The sequence below is a fragment of the Robiginitalea myxolifaciens genome (assembly GCF_900115205.1).
Lineage (GTDB): Bacteria > Bacteroidota > Bacteroidia > Flavobacteriales > Flavobacteriaceae > Robiginitalea > Robiginitalea myxolifaciens.
In genome coordinates, this window is record NZ_FOYQ01000001.1 from 1,579,018 (window position 1) to 1,599,281 (window position 20,264).

Here is a 20,264-nt window from a genome sequence, read left to right on the forward strand (position 1 = left end):
ACTCTTTGGCTTAGCTCGCTACCGAATCCGGGTTGTATCCCAAATAGGGTTTTTCTACTTCCCGGAAGACGATTCCATTTTTCGCCAGGCCTTCGATTACCGGGTTGTAAATCTCTGCACTAATCGGGATCTGTACCCCGCGGGCCGAAACTTCCCCATTGAGGATTCTCAGGGTTCCCATGGCAACCGGCAAGCCTACGGTTTTGGCCATGGCCGTGAGGGAGGGGTTTTCTCCAAGAACCACCATATGGGCGTCCATCTGGTGTTTTTTTCCGCCCAGGCTATACCCGAATTTGTGATACATCACAATCATATCCTGGTCTTCCGGGCCCAGGGTCCAGGAAGATTCCAGTATTTCCTGCAGGATCCGTGCCGGGCTGGCGTTGGCCTGGGTAATTTTCAGATCGCCGTCGAAAAGCTGTAATTCCATCAATTTCCCCCAGAGGATATCGTCCTGATCGATTTTGAGGTAGTGGCGTAACTTTAGTTCCACGGAGTCCGTAGGGGAATAAGGCAGGAACAGATTGGTGAAATCCCGGTAGGACATCCCTTGGGAATTGGCGATTTGGTAGCTGTCGTCGGTCATCCCGAGCTGAACAAAAATATTCCACGCCCGGGAGTACCCCACACGGCGTATGGTACCCCGGTAGAGGGTCAGCGCATCCTGCAATCCATAAGCTTCCCGGTAGCTCAGGGAATCCCGATTCGCATATACTTCGAAAGTGCCGTAGCCCTCGATCTCCAAAAATTCGGTGCGGCGGAACAACTTGTGGTACGGGATGTATTTATAAGTGCCTTCCTGAATGAATTTTGCGGCTCCGCCCTGACCGGCAAGGACCACGTTCCGTGGGTTCCAGGTAAATTTATAGTTCCAGAGGTTGGTGTCGGATTGGGGGGCAACCAACCCGCCGGTAAAGGATTCAAAGAGCAGTAGCTCACCGCCTTTGGACTTGATACGATCGATCACTTGCATCGCACTCATGTGGTCGATCCCAGGGTCCAATCCCATCTCATTGAGGAAGATGAGATCTTTAGCGCGCACTTCTGCATCCAGGGCGCGCATTCCTTCACTCACATAAGAGGCTGTAACCAGATTGCGCTCGCATTCCAGACAGTCCTTGGCCAGCTCCAGGTGCAGGCTTGGGGGTAGCATGGAAATGACGATATCGGCCTGGGAAACCGCTTCCCGCCGCGCCGGCGCATCGGCAATGTCGAGCTGAAAAACCTCAGACCGATCGTGCCGGAGAACAGCTTCCGGGAGATTATCGGGCTCTTTGTCGGCAATCCGCAAAACAAGATCCTGGGCCATACTTTCTTCCAGGAGATAATGGATCAAATACGATGCGGATTTTCCAGCGCCTACCAGAAGGATGGTTCTCGGCATAGTGCGTAGCTTTAGGGTATCAAAGGTATCAAAATGTTACATTTGTAAAAATATTGAGCAAACTGGTTATGAACAAAACAATTTTAGCGACCGGAGCTGTTTTGGGTGGGATTGCTGTGGTCCTGGGAGCGCTGGGTGCGCATGCCCTTGAGGCCCTGCTCGAACCGGATGCCTTATCCAGCTTTGGGACCGCTACGGACTACCAGATGATTCATGCCCTTTTTCTGCTATTTCTTGGGGTAGTACCGCTTCCGGATTCGGATAAACGGTGGATCTATCGCCTGATATTTTGGGGGGTTATTTGTTTCTCCGGATCCATTTACCTGCTCACTTTGGGACCATTGCTGGGAATAGACCCGGGATTCCTCTTTTGGGTTACGCCACTGGGGGGATTATTACTCATAGGTGGCTGGGTCCTGTTGCTTATCCGGGTTTTACGGTCGTTGGCCTAACTTATGAGAATTTTCTCGCCCTAACCCCTATATTTTTCTAATTTTGCACAACAAAAAACAACTGTAGAATGCCTTCATCTGCTTCAATTACGAAAACGATTTCGTTAACTCCTTATGGAATAAATCCCGGGACGGTGCACTACCAGTTATCCCCCGAAGAATTACATAGGATTACACTGGAAAAAAAGATGGGCCGCGAGGCCGACTCGGGAGCCCTCGCTATTGAGACCGGGGAGTTTACGGGTCGTTCTCCCATGGATCGCTTTATCGTAAAAGATAGTGTTACCGAAGAACGGATTTGGTGGGGTTCCGTCAACATTCCTTTTGAGCCGGAAGCATTCGACAAATTATACGATAAGGTTACGGCCTACCTGGGTGGAAAAGAAGTTTTTGTCCGGGATTGTTTTGCCTGTGCCGACCCCCAGTACCGAATGCCTATCCGGGCAATTAACGAATATCCCTGGTCCAACCTTTTCGTGTACAATATGTTTATCCGGCCAGAGCAGGATCAGTTGGAGGATTTTACTCCGGAATGGACGGTGGTAAACGCCCCTGGTTTTATGGCCGATCCGGAAGTAGACGGAACGCGGCAACACAACTTTGCCATTCTGAACTTCACCCGTAAAATTGCCCTGATCGGGGGGACGGGATATACCGGGGAAATCAAGAAAGGAATATTCTCCGCACTGAACTTTATCCTCCCGACCTTTAAAAATACCCTGCCGATGCACTGTTCGGCCAATGTCGGGGACAACGGGGAGACGGCCATCTTTTTTGGCCTCTCCGGAACCGGGAAAACCACCCTGTCTACCGACCCAACACGTAAACTGATTGGGGACGATGAGCACGGGTGGACCGCACAGGACCGCATTTTTAACTTTGAAGGGGGCTGCTATGCCAAGGTAATTAACCTATCCGAAGAAAAGGAACCGGAAATTTACCGCGCCATTAAAAAAGGAGCTATCCTGGAGAATATCGTGATGGACGATCAGGGGAAGGTAGATTTTGCCGATACCAGCATTACCCAGAATACCCGGGTAAGTTATCCCCTTACCCATATTGAAAACAGACAGGTACCTTCTATCGGAGGAAACCCAAAACATATTTTCTTCCTTACGGCAGATGCCTTCGGGGTTATTCCACCTATTTCCCGCTTAACCCCGGCCCAGGCTGCCTACCACTTTATTTCGGGCTATACCGCAAAAGTAGCCGGCACGGAAGCCGGAGTCAATGAACCGGTACCCTCATTTTCAGCTTGTTTCGGAGCACCTTTTATGCCGCTGCACCCGACGGCCTATGCCGAAATGCTCAGCAGGAAAATGAAAGAAGCCGGAACTAATGTCTGGTTGATCAATACGGGCTGGACCGGCGGACCTTACGGGGTAGGAACCCGGATGAAACTGGAATATACCCGTGCTATGATCCATGCCGCCCTTAGTGGCGAGTTGGGGCTATACTCCTACGACACCTACCACATCCATTCGGTCTTCGGGGTAGCACAACCCAGAGAATGTCCTGGCGTACCGACCAGCGTGTTGAGTCCACGGGCAACCTGGAACGACGATGAGGCCTATTATACCATGGCCTTCAAGCTCACCAACGCTTTCCGGGAAAACTTCAAGAAATTTGAGCAATACGCCAGCGAGGAAATTCGCCGGGGCGGACCACAGCGTTACGCCTTCTAAGGAATGTTGTCTATCGGACTAGGCAGCTGTGCCAATAAAAAGAAAAAGGCTTCCCGAGGGAAGCCTTTTTTAGTGCGTTGTAAGTCTGTATTATTTCTTATTTACCGTATTGATATACTTCTGAAGGGCCATCGACATGGATGGGGTTTCAGGAGTAGGCGCCTGAATGTCGATGCGCAGGCCGGCATCGGTAGCGGCGTTTACCGTAGAATTTCCGAAAACAGCTATACGCGTATTGTTTTGCTCGAAATCCGGGAAGTTTTTCAAAAGGGATTCAATGCCTGATGGGCTAAAGAATACCAGGATATCGTAGTAGACGTCCCTGAGGTCGGAGAGGTCACTGATCACGGTGCGGTAAAAAATTCCTCTTGTCCAGCGAATTCCTGATTTCTCAAGCGTTTCAGGAATCTGTGGTTTCAGGACATCCGAAGAAGGCAGGAGGTATTCCTCGTCCTTATATTTTTTGAACAGCGGGAGCAGGTCTACAAAATTGCGTTTCCCAACATAAATCTTCCGCTTGCGATAGACTACATACTTCTGAAGGTAGTAGGCTACGGCTTCTGACTGGCAGAAATACTTCATGGTGTCCGGCACCTTGAAGCGCATTTCTTCGGCAATCCGGAAATAGTGGTCTACCGAATTACGGCTGGTCAGGATTACAGCCGTGTATTGGGAGAGGTCAATCTTTTGCTGGCGGACGGTTTTCGCATCCACCCCTTCCACATGGATAAATGGCCGAAAATCGACTTTTACCTTTTCCTTTTCAATGAGTCTGGAATACGGACTGTTCTCCATTTTTGGTTCCGGTTGGGAAACCAGAATCGTCTTTACCTTCATACCGTCAAGCGTTTACCAAATTCGAAATGATCAATAAGGGCGCAATTTCGAGTGCGCAAAGGTACAAAATAAAATAGAAAAACTGCGAAGCGATCGCGTTTTGATGAATTTTCAAGACCCCTACATAACCGACCAGGTTGATTACAAAAAAAAGCCCGGCAGCAAGGGTTATAATGCCCATGGAACCCGGCCACACATAGGTGAGCAGGAGATTCGCAACAAAGAGCACGATCCCGGAGTAATTCAGGTAGCTCAGCTTATTGAAGATTATGGATCCGATGAGTTTTTGATTTCCAAAGATGAAACCGCTTGCCAATTGCAATAAGACCTTAAGCAGGATATAGCCCAAAATTCCTCCCAGGAAAATAAAATAGATGGGTATCTCTCCAAAGTCGGGCAGCAACTCCAAAGCCTGCAAAGCGAAAAAGACAAAAAGCGCCAGGTTGAGGAGTTGGAACAGGGTAAGGGTCATATGAAACCCACTCAGCAAGCGTCCCTTTTTGTTGTACAGCATAACGTACTTGTTGTTAAAAGGGAGGATGATAAAATTCAAAAACCGACCTTGAAACCACCACCGGGCAAAAACCAGACACAACAGGGCTATAAAGAATATCCCTGTGATCCAATCTTTGGAACTGACTACCCGCTCAAGTGCTTCGTTCATTGTACTGTTTTCGTTTTCAAGTTTAGTCCCTGATCAACTCCTGAGGATCGCCATTTAAGCCCCAGGGCAATTCTTTCTGCCGCAATACCGCCCGTAAATAAGCCTGATCTTCGGCCCATTGCTCGGGAAGGGAGAAACCAAAATACAGGGTATCTCCGGGCTGAAGCTGCGCGCCGGCCGCATCCGGAAGAACAGGCTTCAGTGGCTGGATTTGCTCCGTTTTCTTGTACGCATCCATATAGGCAATCCCGAATTGTAAATCGCCCAATGATACGGGTTGGTCGTAGGTATTCAAGACCCAGAATCGGGCTATTTCGCCGGCCTTAATCCCATCGATTTCGCTTGCTGTGTTCCGCTCGTGTATAACACCTGCCTTTAACTGCCTGTAGGAGTTGAGCGCTTCGATAAACTGTCCGTATTTGGTGTCGCCTTTTCCATTCTTATAGGCAAAAGGTGTTTCCGGCAAGGGTCCGGTCAGGGAAAGGAAAACGCGTTCCCCCTGAAATACGGCCTCTGAATTATCTATGCTGTACTGGTTTTTGCGGTAGAAGGCATTGTTGAGGCTGTAGCTCGGATTTCCGGAATAGAACTGATACATCGCAGCCTGGCGGTACGAATTTTCAAAGATAACCTTGGCCCCATCCGCTACCGTGTCTACTTCCGCTACCCAGTTTTTATTTCCGTGGGTTTCGAAATAGAGGGGAAGGGCTGCGGGAACGACCAACCATATCCGCAGGTAGCCCAATATGAGGAGGTTTGCTATTCCGGCCCGTACAATCCATTTGCGCATGGTGGCATTTTCCAACAACTGATTCCCGATAATAATGGCGGCTGGGATGCAGACCGCAATCAGCCACTGGGTTTGTACGCGGCGTTGCAGGCTGGAAATAAAGAAGAAGATCAGGATCCCCCAAGTAAGGGTACGCAGGGCTTTCCCCCATTGATCGGCGGGTTTATAACGCCAAAGGCCCCAATAAACCAGGGGGAAGGTCAGCCCGAAAAGTGCAAGGAGGTTTACCAGGTATCCCAGGGTGAATTTGGTAAAGCTATACGGTTGGTTGGGGCGTTCAAAAAGATGGTACTCCACCGAGATAAAATCCTGTTGGTACAACCAATTCAGGTGTGGGGCATAGGCCAGGAGGGAAATCCCCAGGGCCAGCCAGGCCCAGCGGTTTTTGAGCAGTGACAGGTTGGAAAAAAGCACAAACAAGATCACCAGCGCACCGTGATACTTGCTGTACATTAAAGCGGCCATGGTTAATCCGAGGCCCAGGGCAGTTAACCCACCCGGCCGGTCCAAAAATTTACGGTAAACCCACAAAAACAGGGCAGTAAAGAAGATTAGCGGGGTATCGGGAAGGCTGAGGAATCCATAGGCATGGAGCAGTACAATCGAGAGCAGCCAGACACTGATTTGCGGAATATATTCTTTCTTTTTGGGGTGTCCGATCATGGACCATATCAGGGCGAGTGTACCGATGCCCATAAGACAGGCGATCAAGCGCGTCCCCAGTTCTGCCTTAAACAGCAGGCCGCCAAGGGTGATCATCCAGGCGACCATGGGTGGGTGATCAAAATATCCCCAGGCAGGATGCTGTGCATAGTACCAATAATAAGCCTCGTCGAATAGTAATTCCGTTTGGCCTGCCTGGAGCAGGTTGAGCCCCAGCAGCGCGCCGGGTATTATCAAAAGCAATGGCGGAATTTTCCGTGGCATAGGTCAGCAATCGGGTCAAAGTTACAAAGTTTGGTACGGTTGTCTCAAATGGGGTATTTTTGGCAAAAATCCAGACATGTCCGAAGGACTGGTCATTATTCCCACCTATAACGAGCTCGAGAATATCGAGCGCATAATCCGTGCGGTCTTTGAATTACCCAAGGCCTATGATGTTCTGGTGGTAGACGATGCCTCTCCGGACGGTACCGCCGCCGTGGTACAGCAACTAATGACTGTTTTCCCGGATCGTTTACACCTGGAAATGCGCCAGGGAAAGACGGGATTGGGAACCGCTTATATCCATGGTTTCAAATGGGCGCTGGAGCGGGATTACCAGTATATTTTCGAAATGGACGCCGACTTCTCCCACCGCCCAACAGACCTCCCAAGGTTGCATAGGGCTTGCCTGGACGGTGCGGATGTGGCCGTTGGCTCCCGCTACAAGAAAGGGGTTAATGTGGTTAACTGGCCCTTGTATCGGATCCTGCTTTCGTACGGGGCATCGTTCTATGTGAAATTGATTACCGGGATGCGCGTCCACGATCCTACAGCCGGGTTTGTGTGTTACAGGCGAAAAGTTCTCGAGGCCCTTGACCTGGACCAGGTCCGATTTGTGGGCTATGCTTTCCAGATCGAAATGAAGTACCGCGCCTACCGCAAAAAGTTTAAAATTCAGGAAGTCTCCATCGTTTTCACAGACCGGGAACACGGGCAATCCAAAATGAGCAAGACCATAATCTGGGAGGCCATTTTCGGGGTTTTGGGCATGCGGGTGCGCAGCTTGCTGAAAATGAATGGATACGGATAAATTACCGCTATGAAGAAAACACTGCTGACCAATGCACGATTGGTAAATGAGGGCGAAATCCGCGAAGGGGATTTGCTTATTGAAGGAGAGCGAATTGCCCGTATCGATTCCGGGATCAGTGATCCCAATGCCCGCGTAATCGATTTGGAAGGTAGTTTTTTGATGCCGGGAGGAATCGATGATCAGGTACATTTTCGTGAGCCGGGATTAACCCATAAGGGGAATATTGCTACCGAGAGCCGCGCAGCGGTTGCGGGGGGGATTACCACCTTTATGGAACAGCCCAATACCAAACCACAGACCACCAGTATTGAAGCCCTGGAGGCGAAACACGCCCTGGCGGCCGAGTCGGCCCATGCGAATTATTCCTTCCTGTTCGGGGGAACGAACGACAACCTGGAGGAACTGAAAAGACTCGACCCTTTAAGTTGTTCCGGGGTTAAGCTTTTTCTGGGATCTTCGACCGGAAACATGTTAGTCGACGATGAAAAAGTGCTCGAAAGTATCTTCCGCAGCACGCAGTTGGTTATTTCTGCCCATTGTGAGGATGAAACCACCATTCGGGAAAATCTCGAACGCTACAACAAGAAATACGGCGATGACATCCCAATGTCCTGTCACCCCGAGATCCGCAGTGAAGAAGCCTGTTATTTAAGTTCGAGTAAAGCGGTAGCCCTGGCCAGGGCCACCGGGGCCAGACTTCATGTTTTCCACTTGAGTACAGCAAAGGAAACCGAGTTGTTTCGCAATGATATTCCACTGGCCGAGAAGCAAATTACCGCTGAGGTTTGCCTGCACCACCTGTGGTTCAGCGATGCGGAATACGAAAACAAGGGTTCCCTGATTAAATGGAATCCTGCGGTGAAAACCGCGGCCGATCGCGAAGGACTCTGGGAGGCCCTACTGGACGATCGAATCGACATCATTGCCACAGACCACGCCCCGCACACCTGGGAGGAAAAACAAAATCCATATACCTCGGCCCCATCGGGAGGGCCACTGGTTCAGCATTTGATTCCCGCCCTGATGGAGAAATCCCTCGATGGGGTTATTTCCCCAGAACGCATCGTTGAGAAACTTTGTCATAACCCGGCAATCCGCTTTGACATTGCAGACCGGGGTTATTTGCGGGAAGGGTTCTATGCGGATTTGGCGGTAGTCGAAACCAATTCGCCCTGGACGGTAGCTAAGGAAAACCTCCTGTATAAGTGTGGGTGGTCCCCCTTTGAAGGCACCCGATTCCGTTCCCGTATTTCCCATACCTTTGTCAATGGCCATCTGGCTTTTGAACAGGGCCAGGTCGCAGCAGAACGCCACGCGAAGCGCCTGACTTTTAACAGGCAGTAGCATTTATAAACGCATCAACCGTTCAAAATACAAGGCTTTGAAAAGCAAATTCCTTACCTGTCGTAATTTATTCCTTGCCGGAATCCTGCTGTGTCTGCCGGTAAGCTGCGGGGAGGAATTGGTTGAGCGTCCCAAAAATTTGATCCCTCAGGAAGCAATGACCGATATCCTTTATGATCTCTCCTTGTTAGACGCCATTGATGATACCTATCCGGGCACCCTGGAGGACAACGATATTGAGGTAATGGAGTTGATCTTTGAAAAATACAGCGTGGATAGTGCACAATTCATTCAGAGCGATCGCTATTATGCTTCCCAGCCGCATCTCTATGAAGCGATCTACCAGGAATTGCATGACCGCTTAAAGAAGCAACGGGATAGTGTCAGCCAAATCCTCAGCCCAACTCGTGCTAAGGATTCGACGCGTTCAAATACGCCCTGACGCTACGTTCAATTACTGCATCTATTGGCTCGAATTCAAAATTCAGGACCTCTCTGATCCTGGAGGCATCGTATTCCCGTTTCCGGGTCAATGAACGCGCTACATCACGACTGAGTCTTCGCTTGCGTCCGCTGATGCGGGCTCCTAGCCAATCCAGGCGCCAAAGGAGTTCCAGGTGCCAGGATTTAAGCTGTTTCGAAGGGGCTCTAACTTCCTGCATTCCTTCCGCTTGAAAGGCCGCTGCAATCTTCGCAAATAAGGAAGCGTAGCTCAGGTGATTCCCGACCAGGATATAGCGCTGCCCGAATTGTTGTTCCCGTACCAGTCGTAGCATGCATCGGGCCACATCCCAGGCACCGACAAAACCGCTGGATCCCGGTATGGCATAGCGCAACCCATTGGCTACAGCCGGGACCAACTGTCCGCTCCCGCTGTTCCAGGGCCCCGTGCCCAGGATTACTCCGGGATTGACAATAACGGTATTGAGCCCTTCCTGACTTGCCCTCCAGACTTCCATCTCCCCGAGATACTTACTGGTGGCGTACAAGTTGGTGCGGGAAGGATCCCAGGCATCTTCTTCGCTTACGGTTTCGGTAATTCCCCCTATAGTAGCCACGGAACTGGCATAGCAAAAGGTTTGAACACCCTTGGCCAAGGCAATATTCACCAGGTTCTGGGTGCCTTCCCAGTTGACTTTGAGTAGCTGATCCCGGTCACGCGGATCAAAACTTACCAGGCCGGCGCAGTGGTAAATGGTTTCGACCCCTTCCAGGGCCAGCTCCAATTGCGGGATATCGTCTAAGGCGGCTGGGACCCACTCCAGGGTATTCCAGGCAGCTTCGAGCGCTGGATTTTCGAACAGAACGCGCTTCTTCAAACTTTCGCGATCACTGCCTTCCCGATAAGTCAGTCGCAGTTTTTCACTTTTTTCCAGCAAATACACCAGCAAATGCCCCCCTAGAATTCCCGTGCTGCCCGTAATCAGGATCATGGCCTAAAAGTAGCTATTCTTAGTGTATCTTTGCGCCGAAATACGCATCACATGGTTTCGAATTTTGTAGCCGAACTTCAGTGGAGGGGTATGATACACGATGTCATGCCAGGAACCGAAGAGCATTTGCTCAGCGGGGTTCAAGCGGCTTATGTGGGAATCGACCCCACAGCCGACTCCCTGCATATTGGCCACCTGGTTGGGGTAATGATGTTACGCCATTTTCAGCAGGCCGGACATAAACCCATAGCCCTTATCGGGGGAGCTACCGGAATGATTGGCGATCCTTCGGGGAAATCCCAGGAACGCAACTTGCTCGATGAGGCAACCCTGCGCAAAAATCAACAGGCGCTGAAGGAGCAACTCTCCAGATTCCTTGACTTCGATAGCGACAATGCGAATGCTGCCGAAATGGTCAACAACTACGATTGGATGAAAGACTTCAGTTTTCTGGAATTCATCCGGGATGTAGGCAAGCACATAACCGTAAACTATATGATGGCCAAGGATTCGGTGCGCAAGCGGCTTTCGGAGGACGCCTCCGAGGGGATGTCTTTTACTGAATTCACCTACCAGTTGGTGCAGGGATATGATTTCCTGCATCTCTATCGCTCCCACAATTGTACCCTGCAGATGGGGGGAAGCGACCAATGGGGAAATATTACCACCGGCACTGAATTGATCCGCCGGATTGGAGGTGGCAAAGGCTATGCCCTGACTTGCCCGCTGATCACCAAAGCCGACGGGACCAAGTTCGGTAAGACTGAAAGCGGAAATGTTTGGCTGGACGCCAACCGAACGTCCCCCTATAAGTTTTACCAGTATTGGCTCAATACCTCAGATGAGGATGCCGAGAAGTATATCAAGATCTTCACTTTCTTAAGCCGGGAGGAAATCGAAGCCCTCACAGCCACCCACCGGGAAGCGCCGCATCGCCGGGCGTTACAGCTCAAGCTTGCGGAGGAACTGACCGTATTGGTGCACTCTGAGGAGGCGCTTGAAAACGCGCGTCAGGCGAGTGAGATTCTATTTGGAAAAGCTACTTCCGAAGCCCTTAAGGCGTTGGATGAGACCACGTTCAGCGAAGTTTTTGAAGGCGTGCCTCAGGCCGAGATCCAGCGTTCTGATCTCGAGGAAGGGATGGACATGATTGCCGCCCTTTCGGCCCGCACCGGATTTTTGAAATCCAATGGGGAAGCCCGGCGGGAATTATCGCAAAATTCTATTTCGGTCAATAAATCCAAGGTAGATGAAAGCTATCGCCTGGGTACTTCCGACCTGATCAGCGATAAATTTGTGCTCTTGCAACGCGGCAAGAAGAATTACTTCGTTTTGGTGGTGAAATAAATGGAATCGGGTGCGCTATACCTCCCCAAAGCCACTCGCCTCAGTCGGGAGTTTTTTGGCATGTCCTTGCTGGAGGCATCCAGCGCTGACAATACCGTGACTTTTCTGGAGGACCTAGTTGGAAAACTTACCGAAGGCCTCGGAAAAGTAAGCGTGTATCCCATGATTTCCATGAGTAATCATCACCCGGAATTTTTGGGATGGCCCATTGAGAATCTCAAAAGTTTTCTGATTTCTTCATACGCATCCCGTGCTCGAGATCCTTTTGAAGATGCCCAGGTGTGTCTAGCGAGAGAATATGGATACCAAAACTGGCAGGAAGTCAAAGAATCCCCGGTACAGTTTACAGCATCTTTCGAACAAGCGCTCAAAGCTTTGTTGAACGGGGAACTCCAAAACTTAGAAGCACTCTTGCGCGTGGAAACTTCGTTGACACAGGCAATTTCTCCTTTTGCGCATCGGGCGACCTTGTTACATTATGCAGCAAGTAATGGCGTTGAAATCTGGAGGCAACAAGTCCCGAATAATTTGAGTGAGGGTGTAGGTCTCTTGTTGCGTTATGGAGCAAATCCTAAATCCGTGATGAAAGTATATGGAGGAGAGTTCGATGTAATTGCGCTTTTGGATAGTAGTGCCCATCCTAAGGATGCCGGGTGCTATGAAGCGGTGCGCGCTGAACTTCCAAAGTGATTCTTTGTCAAAGGACCAATAGGTTACACCCGCGTACATCCGAGTGATCGAATCGGCCGAGCACTTCAAAGCTCCCGTCTGCAAAACCCTTACCGAGGTCCTGGGTAGCCAGGAAGGCACAGGAATTTCTATTGGCCAGATCAATGACGTTGATTCCCCCTGTCTTGCGCTGAGGAATGTAATGAAAGGGGTCTTCGGTATCCCGGAATAGAACCCGCATCCAGGGTGGCGTTCGAAACCTGCCATCTCCTTTGGAGTATCCCTGAGAAAGCAATTCGGTCATCCCGTATTCCGAGTGGATGCGCTCCACCCCGAAACCTTTACAGAGAATGGCGTGTAAATCCTCCCGCACGATCTCTTTACGCCGGCCTTTCATACCTCCGGTTTCCATAATAATGGTCCTTTCCAACTTAAGGCGGTGGGTTTCTGCGATATCGAGTAAGGCAAAGGATACGCCTATTAACAATACGGGCTCAGTTCCCTTATCGAGGGTAGTGAGCTTCCTGATTATTTCTTCCGTGGTTCCCCCGAGGTATCCGCTTTTCGGATTTCCGCTCATTCGCATCAGCTCGTCGACCATAAAAATGAGGGAGGAATCGGGTCGTTCGGCGTATGAGGGAAGCAGGGCAACGATACAATAATTAGCGGGGTTCCCATAAAAGTGTTCAAATCCGAGGCGAAAGCTTTCCCGATATATTTCGAGATCGGTCACCAGGTGCTGGCTTCGGTCCTGTCCTGTGGTTCCGCTGCTTCGAAAAATGGTTTGGGTTGGGATTCCCTGCGGTTTTAATTCGTGGGTTTTGAAAAATTCTACAGGGAGAAAAGGAATTTCCTCGAGGGAACGAACCGTGTGCGGAGTGCGATGAAGCAAATCGCAAAATTCGCGATACGCCCCGATTCGCTCGTATTGCTCCCTGAAAAGTGAGAGGCTAACGGATTCGAAATTTGCTGAATTAATAGTATGTAAGGGGCCGGCCATGGGGAGATTTACCCCAAAAATAGCTAAAACCCTTTAGCGTACGATGAGCTTTTTGGTGGTGGATTTCCCTTGCTGAACTATGCGAACCATGTAGACGCCCGGACTTAAATCTCGAATATCGAGTGTGTTGCCCAGGATTCTTCGGTGCAGAACGGCCTTTCCGAAAATATCGTAGACGGCAATTTCCTTGGGTGCGCGGTTTTGGGTAACGATCTCCACATGCGGGCCTGGTGCCGGATTCGGGTGTATCCGTACTTCCAGATCGGGCGATCCCGGCCGCTCAGGCAACTGTTGAGCCTGGAGACTAAGAGTGCCCAGTAAGAATAGCAATAGGTAGAAGTGCTTCACGAGCCGTATTGATTTGGGATCAATACCTTAAAAGTAAGGGATACAGCCTGTTATCCTTTCGAATTGTTGTGAACTGCGTTAAAATGTGTGTAAACGGAAATGGGTGTGCCGTTGGTCGATAATTTGTGCCGTTGGTCGATGCTAACCTACTTCACAATCAGTTTTCGGGTAGCTACTTTATCCTTCTCCAGGACCTGTATCAGGTAGACTCCTGCGCTAAGCTGAGACAGGTTCAATTCATTGCCCAGGATGGTGGTTTCCAGCACCGGGGTACCCAGGACATCGTAAATCCGAATTTTTTTGGCGGAATTGGAGGCGGTAACTATGGTAACTTTCCCTTGGGTAACGGGGTTTGGATACATCTTGAAACCCTCAATATCACTACCCTGAGTCCCTTGCTGTGCAAAGGCTCCGGTCATGAAAAAAAGTAATAGCAGGGTGTAGAGATGCTTCATAGTTCGTGTTGCGCAAAACACATGCCACAAATATAGTATTTTTGACTGCCGGGGAAATGCAGTGCTCCTTAAAGTTAGCGATTTTTCGACAAAATGCAACGGGCCTGAGCCCGGACAGCCGCCGGCAGCCACCGCGGGTCCTTACTACATTAAATTAAGGTTAATACTAGGCCTGCCCCGCTTTAATTATTTAATTTTATACTTCCACCAAACTTGAATGCAATGAAAAAGCAGGATATCAAAATTTTGCTGGTCGACGATGAACCGGATATTCTGGAAATCCTGAGTTATAATTTAAGTTCCGAAGGCTATCAGGTTTACACGGCTAAGAATGGCGCAGAAGGTGTGGAGAAGGCCCGTAAAAAGCAACCCCACCTGATCATTCTCGATGTGATGATGCCTGAAATGGATGGGATTGAAGCCTGCGAGCAAATTCGTAATACCAAGGGCCTTGAAGATACGATTATCACCTTCCTAACCGCCAGGAGTGAGGACTATTCCCAGGTGGCCGGTTTCGATGCCGGAGCAGACGATTATATAACCAAGCCTATCAAACCCAAGGTTTTTCTCAGCAAAGTAAAAGCGCTGCTGCGTCGCCTGAAGAATGACGAAAACGTCAGTGAAATTATGCGCGTAGGGAAACTGGTGATCAACCGGGAGGAATACAAAGTAGTGAACCACGGCGAAGAATTGATCCTGCCTCGCAAGGAATTTGAATTGCTTTCCCTTTTGGCTTCAAAGCCGGACAAGGTTTTTAAGCGGGAAGTTATTCTGGATAAAGTCTGGGGACAGGAAGTCGTTGTCGGGGGACGTACGATCGATGTTCACATCCGGAAATTGCGCGAAAAAATTGGTGAAGATCACTTCAAAACTGTCAAAGGAGTAGGCTATAAGTTTGTGCAGTAATGGCTGCCACCCTTAAAAAGTCCTATCGCTTTGCCTTTAGGTCTGCCCTGTTTATTACCCTTGGCTTGTTGCTGCTGTTGGGAATCCTCTTCTTTTTTGTACCTGCCCTGAAACCGTACTGGATCTGGTTACTGCCTTTGGCTGTCCTAGTATTCGCTACATCCTTTCTGGTAATCCAGGTTCGGGCCGAGAAATTTATCTACGGCCGGATCAAGCAAATCTACGACGATGTTTCCCTCTTGGAATCCTCAACGCTTACGTCTGCTCCGGTAACCACGGATATGAAAACCCTTACCGCCGAGATCGAGAAGTTTGCCAAGGATAAAAAGGTAGAAATAGATACCCTGAGAATCCGGGAGGAATATCGCAAGGAATTTCTGGGAAACGTAAGCCATGAACTAAAAACCCCGCTCTTTACGGTTCAGGGATATATCCACACGCTCCTCGATGGGGCTATGGAAGACAAGAAAGTGCGGAAAAAATACCTGCAGCGGGCGGCCAAGGGGGTAGATCGGCTCATCTACATCATCAAGGACCTGGATCTCATTACCAAGCTCGAGATTGGCGATCTTCACCTGGAGGTTTCCGACTTTGACATTATTGAGCTGATCAGCAATGTTTTTGACCTGCTGGAAATGAAAGCGGCCAAGAAAGGTATCGCGCTTGTCTTTGACATGGATTACCCAAAGCCTATTTACGTGCGGGGAGACAAGGAGAAGATCCAGCAAGTGCTTACCAATTTGGTGGTGAATTCGATCAAGTATGGCTCTCAGGATGGTACCACAGAGGTCAGTGTCGAGAACCTGATAAAAAACAAAGTAATAGTTCGAGTTACCGATAATGGGGAAGGGATTGCCGAAGAGCATTTAACCCGGCTCTTTGAGCGCTTTTACCGGGTCGATAAAAGCGGGAGTCGCAAAGAAGGAGGAAGTGGCCTTGGCCTAGCCATTGTCAAGCACATTATCGAAGCCCATAACGAAAAGATATACGTGGAAAGTGTGATCGATGTAGGTTCGGAATTCTCTTTTACCCTGGAAAAGTCGAAATAATATGGGGAGTAAAAACAAACTCAAACGGTTTCGGGAAAATGCCACTTTCTCAAATGTCGTGCAACCAGGGAGGGAGGAACTGCTGGCAGGAACATTTGAAATGGCGGGGCAGTGGCGTGCTTTCTTTGAAAATGAGCTCCCGATTGTCCTGGAACTGGGATGCGGCAAGGGAGAATATACCCTTGGGCTGGCCCGGCGAAACCCATCCGCGAATTACATTGGCGTAGATATCAAAGGCGCCAGGCTTTGGCGCGGCGCCAAGACTGCCCTGGAAGAAGGCCTGGACAACGCTGCCTTTTTGAGGACCCACATTGAATTGATCGACCGGGTGTTTGCCCCGGGGGAAGTTCAGGAAATCTGGATCACCTTCCCCGATCCTCAGATTAAGTACAAGCGCACCAAACATCGGATGACCAATCCGGAATTCCTGGAGCGCTATAAGCGCATCTTAGGCCCGGGAGGAAGGATTCATTTGAAAACCGATAGCGAATTCATGCACGGATATACCCTGGGCCTGCTCCAGGGAAGCGGATATACGGTGGAATATTCCAACCACAACATCTACCACAATGGCGGTGCCCCTGCCGAAGCTATGGCAATCCAGACCTTTTACGAAAAACAGTATCTTGAACAGGGAAAAGCCATAACCTATATGAGCTTTCGCCTGGATAACCGATGACCCACCATTTAATATTATTTTTTGCCACATTTTCTGCGGCATTTATGGCTACTGTGCCTCCCGGACTGCTCAATTTGAATGCGGCGAAGGTCTCTGTGGAAAAAGGAAAGAGCTACGGGGTAATTTTTAGCCTGGGAGTTGCATCGATGATCGTGATCCAGGCTTTTGTCGCAGTCTGGATTTCCAAGTTCTTATTCCGCAACCCCGAGGTGATCGTCTGGCTTCAAAAGGCCGCCCTGATCGTCTTTGGTTTCTTTGCCATCTACTTCTTTGTACTAGCGCGTAAAAACGCGGAAAAACCGGTAAAACTGGTGCAGGTTAGTCGCAAGAACAGTTTCTTCAAGGGCATGCTGCTGGCAGCCTTGAATTTTTTGACCATCCCCTATTACAGTGCCCTGAATGCCATGTGGAATGCTTCGGGCTGGATTAAATTTGAGTTCTGGGATATCGCCGTATTTATCGTTGCTGCGGGCTCGGGCTCCTTTGTGGTTCTCTACCTGTATACGGTGTATTTTACCAAGCTGGAGGCGCGAAGCACTGCATTTTCCAAGAATTCCAATTATATCCTGAGTATTCTAATGCTTGTGCTGCTGGTCATTACGCTGATACGGATATTCTATACCTGATACAAGTTCCAATGGCAAAAGACCGATCCGACTTTTTTCAACGCGTCTATGAAGTGGTACGCCTGGTTCCTTATGGGAGGGTAACTTCCTATGGCGCAATTGCCCGTTATCTGGGAGCTACCCGGAGTGCCCGGGTGGTCGGATGGGCCATGAACAGTTCCCATGGGATGGAAGATGTACCTGCCCATCGGGTGGTAAACCGCGTAGGCTTGCTTACGGGAAAACACCATTTTGGGGGGACTACTTTAATGCAGCAATTGCTGGAAAATGAAGGTGTCGCCGTCAACGAAAACAAGGTGGTGAATTTTGACGAACATTTCTGGGATCCTTCCCGGGAACTATGATTCCCAATGTCGGTTTCAAGCCGTATCTTTGTGGCCTGCTTTTAAAGCAAGTCTATGGGAACAACACTCGATAAAAATAAAATACGCGAGGCGCTGAGTCTGATAAGTGTGCCGGGTGAAGGCCAGAACCTGGTCGAAAGCGGTGCCCTGCGAAATATTCAGGTTTTCGGGGACGAGGTCATTCTGGACCTGACCATTGCGAATCCCAGCCTGCAAGCGCGGAAAAAGACCGAAGTCAGTGCCATGCAGATCATCCACGAGCACGTCCATCCCAAAGCTAAAATTACGGTCAATGTAAAAGTGGATGCCCCAAAGGCGCCAAAGCCCAACCAAATCCGCGGCAAGGCGATCCCGGGTATCCAGAACATCATTGCAGTGGCCAGTGGTAAAGGAGGCGTTGGAAAATCTACGGTAACGGCAAATCTCGCAGTAAGCCTCGCCCAAATGGGCTTTGATGTAGGTATACTTGACGCGGATATCTACGGCCCTTCCATCCCGATCATGTTCGATGTGGCTCATGAAAAGCCCCTGTCGGTCAATGTAGACGGGAAATCGCGCATGCGTCCTGTGGAGAGTTATGGGGTAAAAGTTTTGTCAATCGGGTTTTTCACCCAGCCCGACCAGGCGGTGATCTGGAGGGGTCCCATGGCCGCTAAGGCCCTGAATCAAATGATTTTCGATGCGCACTGGGGGGAATTGGATTTCCTCCTGGTAGATCTGCCCCCTGGCACCGGCGATATCCACCTGAGCATTATGCAATCCCTTCCCGTAACGGGTGCCGTAGTGGTCAGCACACCGCAACAGGTGGCCCTGGCCGATGCGCGTAAGGGTGTGGCCATGTTCCGGCAGGAAGCCATTCAGGTGCCTGTTCTCGGTATCGTGGAGAATATGGCCTATTTTAGTCCTGCAGAACTGCCGGATAATAAGTATTATATTTTCGGGCAGGAAGGCGCCCGTAACCTGGCCGGAGATTTGGAAATCCCTTTCTTAGGTGAAATTCCACTGGTTCAAAGTATTCGGGAGGCTGGAGATGTAGGACGTCCTGCTGCCTTGCAGGAAGGAACCTTGCTCCGGGAAGCATTCGATGAAGTTTGCCGCAATGCGGTCCAGGAACTGGTCGTTCGCAACAAAGAGCTGCCCCCAACGGAAGCCATTAAGATCACCACTATGGCAGGATGCTCAGCGGTAAAAAAGAAGTAAGAGATGACAGCGGAAGAACTCAAGACTAAAGTAGAGATAGCCCTGGAGGAGATTCGCCCTTTCCTTCAGAGCGACGGGGGAGATATTACCCTGGTCGATATCGTCGATGGAAAACTGGTCAAAGTACGACTGGAAGGAAATTGCGTGGGCTGTACCGTAAATCAAATGACCTTAAAAAGCGGGGTGGAAATGACCATCAAGAAACACGCCCCACAAATTGAAGCTGTACAGAATATTGCATGATTACCTCCGATATCCTCATCATTGGTGCCGGACCTACCGGGTTATTTGCAGTTTTTGAAGCAGGCCTGCTGCAGTTGAAGTGCCATTTAATCGATGCGCTTCCACAGCCAGGTGGGCAGCTTGCCGAACTCTATCCAAAAAAACCGATTTACGATATCCCGGGCTATCCTGAAGTCCTCGCCGGAGAACTGGTCGAGAACCTGATGGAACAAATCCGTCCTTTTCAACCCGGATTTACCCTGGGCACCCGGGCAGAAACCCTGGAAAAACAGGACGATGGAACTTTTATTGTAACCACTGCAGATGGCACCAAACACAAGGCGCCTGTGGTGGCTATTGCCGGGGGATTAGGCAGTTTTGAACCGCGAAAACCACAACTACCTGGCCTGGAAGCCTATGAGGACAAGGGGGTGGCTTACATGGTTAAAGACCCCGAAATTTACCGCGGCAAAAGGGTGCTGATTGCAGGGGGAGGGGACTCCGCCCTGGACTGGAGCATTTTCCTTGCCGATATAGCCTCCGAGTTGACCCTTATTCACAGGCGCACTGAATTCCGAGGGGCGTTGGATTCTGTGGAAAAGGTCCAGGAACTAAAAGACAGTGGGAAGATTCGTTTGATCACACCAGCCGAAATCGTCGGGTTGGGGGGCGATGGCAAGGTAGAATTTGCCGAAGTCCAGATCACAGGTAGTGAAGAGGCAGCCGAACGCCTTGAAATCGATGCCTTTATCCCGCTTTTTGGTTTGTCTCCAAAACTGGGTCCCATAGGCAACTGGGGCTTGGAAATTGAAAAGAACGCCATCCGCGTCGATAACACCCTGGATTATCAAACCAATATTCCCGGGGTTTATGCCATTGGAGATGTGAATACCTATCCCGGCAAGCTCAAGTTAATCCTTTGCGGTTTCCACGAGGCTACACTAATGTGCCAGAGCGCCTATCAACGCATTTACCCCGACAAGCGCTATGTGATGAAATACACCACTGTGGGGGGTATCACCGGTTTTGACGGTTCCCGCAAGGAAGCTCCTAAAGCTGTAGTGCGTTCAATCGATTAAGAAAGTAAAGGGA

At 50.0% G+C, this 20,264-nt stretch carries 23 protein-coding genes; 15 read left to right on the forward strand and 8 right to left on the reverse strand.

What is annotated here, in order from left to right:
* Nucleotides 1-10: 10 nt before the first annotated feature.
* Nucleotides 11-1,384 (reverse strand): saccharopine dehydrogenase family protein, encoded by a 1,374-nt coding sequence (locus tag BM318_RS06980; protein ID WP_092981778.1) that lies wholly within the window; start codon nucleotides 1,382-1,384, stop codon nucleotides 11-13.
* Nucleotides 1,385-1,452: 68 nt separating this feature from the next.
* On the opposite strand from BM318_RS06980, the gene BM318_RS06985 reads away from it, so the two are divergent.
* Nucleotides 1,453-1,836, forward strand: a complete 384-nt coding sequence (locus BM318_RS06985; protein ID WP_092981780.1) for a DUF423 domain-containing protein — start codon at nucleotides 1,453-1,455, stop codon at nucleotides 1,834-1,836.
* A 68-nt stretch (nucleotides 1,837-1,904) separates the two neighbouring features.
* The gene (gene pckA, locus BM318_RS06990; RefSeq protein ID WP_092981782.1) at nucleotides 1,905-3,521 is read left to right on the forward strand and encodes a phosphoenolpyruvate carboxykinase (ATP); all 1,617 of its coding nucleotides are present in this window, start codon (nucleotides 1,905-1,907) and stop codon (nucleotides 3,519-3,521) included.
* Nucleotides 3,522-3,611: 90 nt separating this feature from the next.
* On the opposite strand, the gene BM318_RS06995 is transcribed toward pckA, so the two are convergent.
* The 3 genes from BM318_RS06995 to BM318_RS07005 are packed head-to-tail and all read right to left on the reverse strand — an operon-like array spanning nucleotide 3,612 to nucleotide 6,718.
* Nucleotides 3,612-4,358, reverse strand: coding sequence for a uroporphyrinogen-III synthase (locus BM318_RS06995; RefSeq protein WP_092981784.1), 747 nt, complete (start codon nucleotides 4,356-4,358; stop codon nucleotides 3,612-3,614).
* 4 nt (nucleotides 4,359-4,362) lie between these two features.
* Nucleotides 4,363-5,022, reverse strand: coding sequence for a DUF4271 domain-containing protein (locus BM318_RS07000; protein WP_092981785.1), 660 nt, complete (start codon nucleotides 5,020-5,022; stop codon nucleotides 4,363-4,365).
* Between the two features lie 22 nt (nucleotides 5,023-5,044).
* Nucleotides 5,045-6,718 carry an ArnT family glycosyltransferase gene (locus BM318_RS07005; protein ID WP_218154990.1) on the reverse strand — a complete coding sequence of 558 codons (1,674 nt, stop codon included), beginning with the start codon at nucleotides 6,716-6,718 and terminating at the stop codon, nucleotides 5,045-5,047.
* Nucleotides 6,719-6,815: 97 nt separating this feature from the next.
* Between BM318_RS07005 and BM318_RS07010 the strand changes: the two genes are divergently transcribed.
* Genes BM318_RS07010 through BM318_RS07020 form a run of 3 tightly spaced genes read left to right on the forward strand, consistent with a single transcriptional unit; the run spans nucleotide 6,816 to nucleotide 9,336 of the window.
* A complete protein-coding gene (locus BM318_RS07010) occupies nucleotides 6,816-7,547 on the forward strand; it encodes a polyprenol monophosphomannose synthase (RefSeq protein WP_092981788.1) in 732 nt (243 codons plus the stop codon).
* Nucleotides 7,548-7,556: 9 nt separating this feature from the next.
* Nucleotides 7,557-8,894, forward strand: a complete 1,338-nt coding sequence (locus BM318_RS07015) for a dihydroorotase (protein WP_092981790.1) — start codon at nucleotides 7,557-7,559, stop codon at nucleotides 8,892-8,894.
* Nucleotides 8,895-8,931: 37 nt separating this feature from the next.
* Entirely contained in the window at nucleotides 8,932-9,336 is a 405-nt protein-coding gene (locus BM318_RS07020; RefSeq protein ID WP_092981791.1) for a DUF4296 domain-containing protein, read from the forward strand.
* Here BM318_RS07020 and BM318_RS07025 read toward each other — a convergent pair.
* Complete coding sequence (locus BM318_RS07025; RefSeq protein WP_092981793.1) at nucleotides 9,305-10,327, reverse strand: NAD-dependent epimerase/dehydratase family protein; 1,023 nt, start codon at nucleotides 10,325-10,327, stop codon at nucleotides 9,305-9,307. The two genes, BM318_RS07020 and BM318_RS07025, sit on opposite strands and share 32 nt — an antisense overlap.
* 51 nt (nucleotides 10,328-10,378) lie before the next feature.
* On the opposite strand from BM318_RS07025, the gene tyrS reads away from it, so the two are divergent.
* Together tyrS and BM318_RS07035 are read left to right on the forward strand one after the other, a co-directional pair.
* A complete protein-coding gene (tyrS, locus tag BM318_RS07030; RefSeq protein ID WP_092981794.1) occupies nucleotides 10,379-11,674 on the forward strand; it encodes a tyrosine--tRNA ligase in 1,296 nt (431 codons plus the stop codon).
* The gene (locus BM318_RS07035) at nucleotides 11,675-12,364 is read left to right on the forward strand and encodes a hypothetical protein (RefSeq protein WP_092981795.1); all 690 of its coding nucleotides are present in this window, start codon (nucleotides 11,675-11,677) and stop codon (nucleotides 12,362-12,364) included.
* A 7-nt stretch (nucleotides 12,365-12,371) separates the two neighbouring features.
* Here the strand turns inward: BM318_RS07035 and BM318_RS07040 are convergent, their stop codons facing one another.
* The 3 genes from BM318_RS07040 to BM318_RS07050 form a co-directional block, all read right to left on the reverse strand.
* Nucleotides 12,372-13,343 (reverse strand): long-chain-fatty-acid--protein ligase, encoded by a 972-nt coding sequence (locus tag BM318_RS07040; RefSeq protein ID WP_092981796.1) that lies wholly within the window; start codon nucleotides 13,341-13,343, stop codon nucleotides 12,372-12,374.
* Between the two features lie 33 nt (nucleotides 13,344-13,376).
* On the reverse strand, nucleotides 13,377-13,691 hold the full coding sequence (locus BM318_RS07045; RefSeq protein WP_177218268.1) for a T9SS type A sorting domain-containing protein: 315 nt from the start codon (nucleotides 13,689-13,691) through the stop codon (nucleotides 13,377-13,379).
* Nucleotides 13,692-13,837: 146 nt separating this feature from the next.
* The gene (locus tag BM318_RS07050) at nucleotides 13,838-14,146 is read right to left on the reverse strand and encodes a T9SS type A sorting domain-containing protein (RefSeq protein WP_092981800.1); all 309 of its coding nucleotides are present in this window, start codon (nucleotides 14,144-14,146) and stop codon (nucleotides 13,838-13,840) included.
* A 222-nt stretch (nucleotides 14,147-14,368) separates the two neighbouring features.
* Between BM318_RS07050 and BM318_RS07055 the strand changes: the two genes are divergently transcribed.
* From BM318_RS07055 to BM318_RS07090, 8 genes are read left to right on the forward strand one after another with little or no spacing between them, the layout of a single operon-like run.
* On the forward strand, nucleotides 14,369-15,052 hold the full coding sequence (locus tag BM318_RS07055; protein WP_092981802.1) for a response regulator transcription factor: 684 nt from the start codon (nucleotides 14,369-14,371) through the stop codon (nucleotides 15,050-15,052).
* The gene (locus BM318_RS07060; RefSeq protein WP_092981804.1) at nucleotides 15,052-16,101 is read left to right on the forward strand and encodes a sensor histidine kinase; all 1,050 of its coding nucleotides are present in this window, start codon (nucleotides 15,052-15,054) and stop codon (nucleotides 16,099-16,101) included. Before BM318_RS07055 ends, BM318_RS07060 begins: the two co-directional genes overlap by 1 nt.
* Before the next feature lies 1 nt (nucleotide 16,102).
* Complete coding sequence (trmB, locus tag BM318_RS07065) at nucleotides 16,103-16,780, forward strand: tRNA (guanosine(46)-N7)-methyltransferase TrmB (protein ID WP_092981806.1); 678 nt, start codon at nucleotides 16,103-16,105, stop codon at nucleotides 16,778-16,780.
* Nucleotides 16,777-17,406: a LysE family transporter gene (locus tag BM318_RS07070; RefSeq protein ID WP_092981807.1), complete on the forward strand. Its 630-nt coding sequence runs from the start codon at nucleotides 16,777-16,779 to the stop codon at nucleotides 17,404-17,406. The genes trmB and BM318_RS07070 overlap by 4 nt, the downstream gene beginning before the upstream one ends.
* Before the next feature lie 11 nt (nucleotides 17,407-17,417).
* Nucleotides 17,418-17,750, forward strand: coding sequence for an MGMT family protein (locus BM318_RS07075; protein ID WP_092981808.1), 333 nt, complete (start codon nucleotides 17,418-17,420; stop codon nucleotides 17,748-17,750).
* A gap of 54 nt (nucleotides 17,751-17,804) precedes the next feature.
* The gene (locus BM318_RS07080) at nucleotides 17,805-18,950 is read left to right on the forward strand and encodes an Mrp/NBP35 family ATP-binding protein (RefSeq protein WP_092981809.1); all 1,146 of its coding nucleotides are present in this window, start codon (nucleotides 17,805-17,807) and stop codon (nucleotides 18,948-18,950) included.
* A 3-nt stretch (nucleotides 18,951-18,953) separates the two neighbouring features.
* Nucleotides 18,954-19,193 (forward strand): NifU family protein, encoded by a 240-nt coding sequence (locus tag BM318_RS07085; protein WP_092981810.1) that lies wholly within the window; start codon nucleotides 18,954-18,956, stop codon nucleotides 19,191-19,193.
* Entirely contained in the window at nucleotides 19,190-20,251 is a 1,062-nt protein-coding gene (locus BM318_RS07090; protein ID WP_092981812.1) for an NAD(P)/FAD-dependent oxidoreductase, read from the forward strand. Before BM318_RS07085 ends, BM318_RS07090 begins: the two co-directional genes overlap by 4 nt.
* Nucleotides 20,252-20,264: the final 13 nt, after the last annotated feature.

Excerpts from the sequence above, each read along its gene's own strand:
- BM318_RS06980 (WP_092981778.1), bottom strand. The coding sequence starts at position 1,384 with ATGCCGAGAACCATCCTTCTGGTAGGCGCTGGAAAATCCGCATCGTAT.
- BM318_RS06985 (WP_092981780.1), top strand. The coding sequence starts at position 1,453 with ATGAACAAAACAATTTTAGCGACCGGAGCTGTTTTGGGTGGGATTGCT.
- pckA (WP_092981782.1), top strand. The coding sequence starts at position 1,905 with ATGCCTTCATCTGCTTCAATTACGAAAACGATTTCGTTAACTCCTTAT.
- BM318_RS06995 (WP_092981784.1), bottom strand. The coding sequence starts at position 4,358 with ATGAAGGTAAAGACGATTCTGGTTTCCCAACCGGAACCAAAAATGGAG.
- BM318_RS07000 (WP_092981785.1), bottom strand. The coding sequence starts at position 5,022 with ATGAACGAAGCACTTGAGCGGGTAGTCAGTTCCAAAGATTGGATCACA.
- BM318_RS07010 (WP_092981788.1), top strand. The coding sequence starts at position 6,816 with ATGTCCGAAGGACTGGTCATTATTCCCACCTATAACGAGCTCGAGAAT.
- BM318_RS07015 (WP_092981790.1), top strand. The coding sequence starts at position 7,557 with ATGAAGAAAACACTGCTGACCAATGCACGATTGGTAAATGAGGGCGAA.
- BM318_RS07025 (WP_092981793.1), bottom strand. The coding sequence starts at position 10,327 with ATGATCCTGATTACGGGCAGCACGGGAATTCTAGGGGGGCATTTGCTG.
- tyrS (WP_092981794.1), top strand. The coding sequence starts at position 10,379 with ATGGTTTCGAATTTTGTAGCCGAACTTCAGTGGAGGGGTATGATACAC.
- BM318_RS07035 (WP_092981795.1), top strand. The coding sequence starts at position 11,675 with ATGGAATCGGGTGCGCTATACCTCCCCAAAGCCACTCGCCTCAGTCGG.
- BM318_RS07040 (WP_092981796.1), bottom strand. The coding sequence starts at position 13,343 with ATGGCCGGCCCCTTACATACTATTAATTCAGCAAATTTCGAATCCGTT.
- BM318_RS07050 (WP_092981800.1), bottom strand. The coding sequence starts at position 14,146 with ATGAAGCATCTCTACACCCTGCTATTACTTTTTTTCATGACCGGAGCC.
- BM318_RS07055 (WP_092981802.1), top strand. The coding sequence starts at position 14,369 with ATGAAAAAGCAGGATATCAAAATTTTGCTGGTCGACGATGAACCGGAT.
- BM318_RS07060 (WP_092981804.1), top strand. The coding sequence starts at position 15,052 with ATGGCTGCCACCCTTAAAAAGTCCTATCGCTTTGCCTTTAGGTCTGCC.
- trmB (WP_092981806.1), top strand. The coding sequence starts at position 16,103 with ATGGGGAGTAAAAACAAACTCAAACGGTTTCGGGAAAATGCCACTTTC.
- BM318_RS07070 (WP_092981807.1), top strand. The coding sequence starts at position 16,777 with ATGACCCACCATTTAATATTATTTTTTGCCACATTTTCTGCGGCATTT.
- BM318_RS07075 (WP_092981808.1), top strand. The coding sequence starts at position 17,418 with ATGGCAAAAGACCGATCCGACTTTTTTCAACGCGTCTATGAAGTGGTA.
- BM318_RS07080 (WP_092981809.1), top strand. The coding sequence starts at position 17,805 with ATGGGAACAACACTCGATAAAAATAAAATACGCGAGGCGCTGAGTCTG.
- BM318_RS07085 (WP_092981810.1), top strand. The coding sequence starts at position 18,954 with ATGACAGCGGAAGAACTCAAGACTAAAGTAGAGATAGCCCTGGAGGAG.
- BM318_RS07090 (WP_092981812.1), top strand. The coding sequence starts at position 19,190 with ATGATTACCTCCGATATCCTCATCATTGGTGCCGGACCTACCGGGTTA.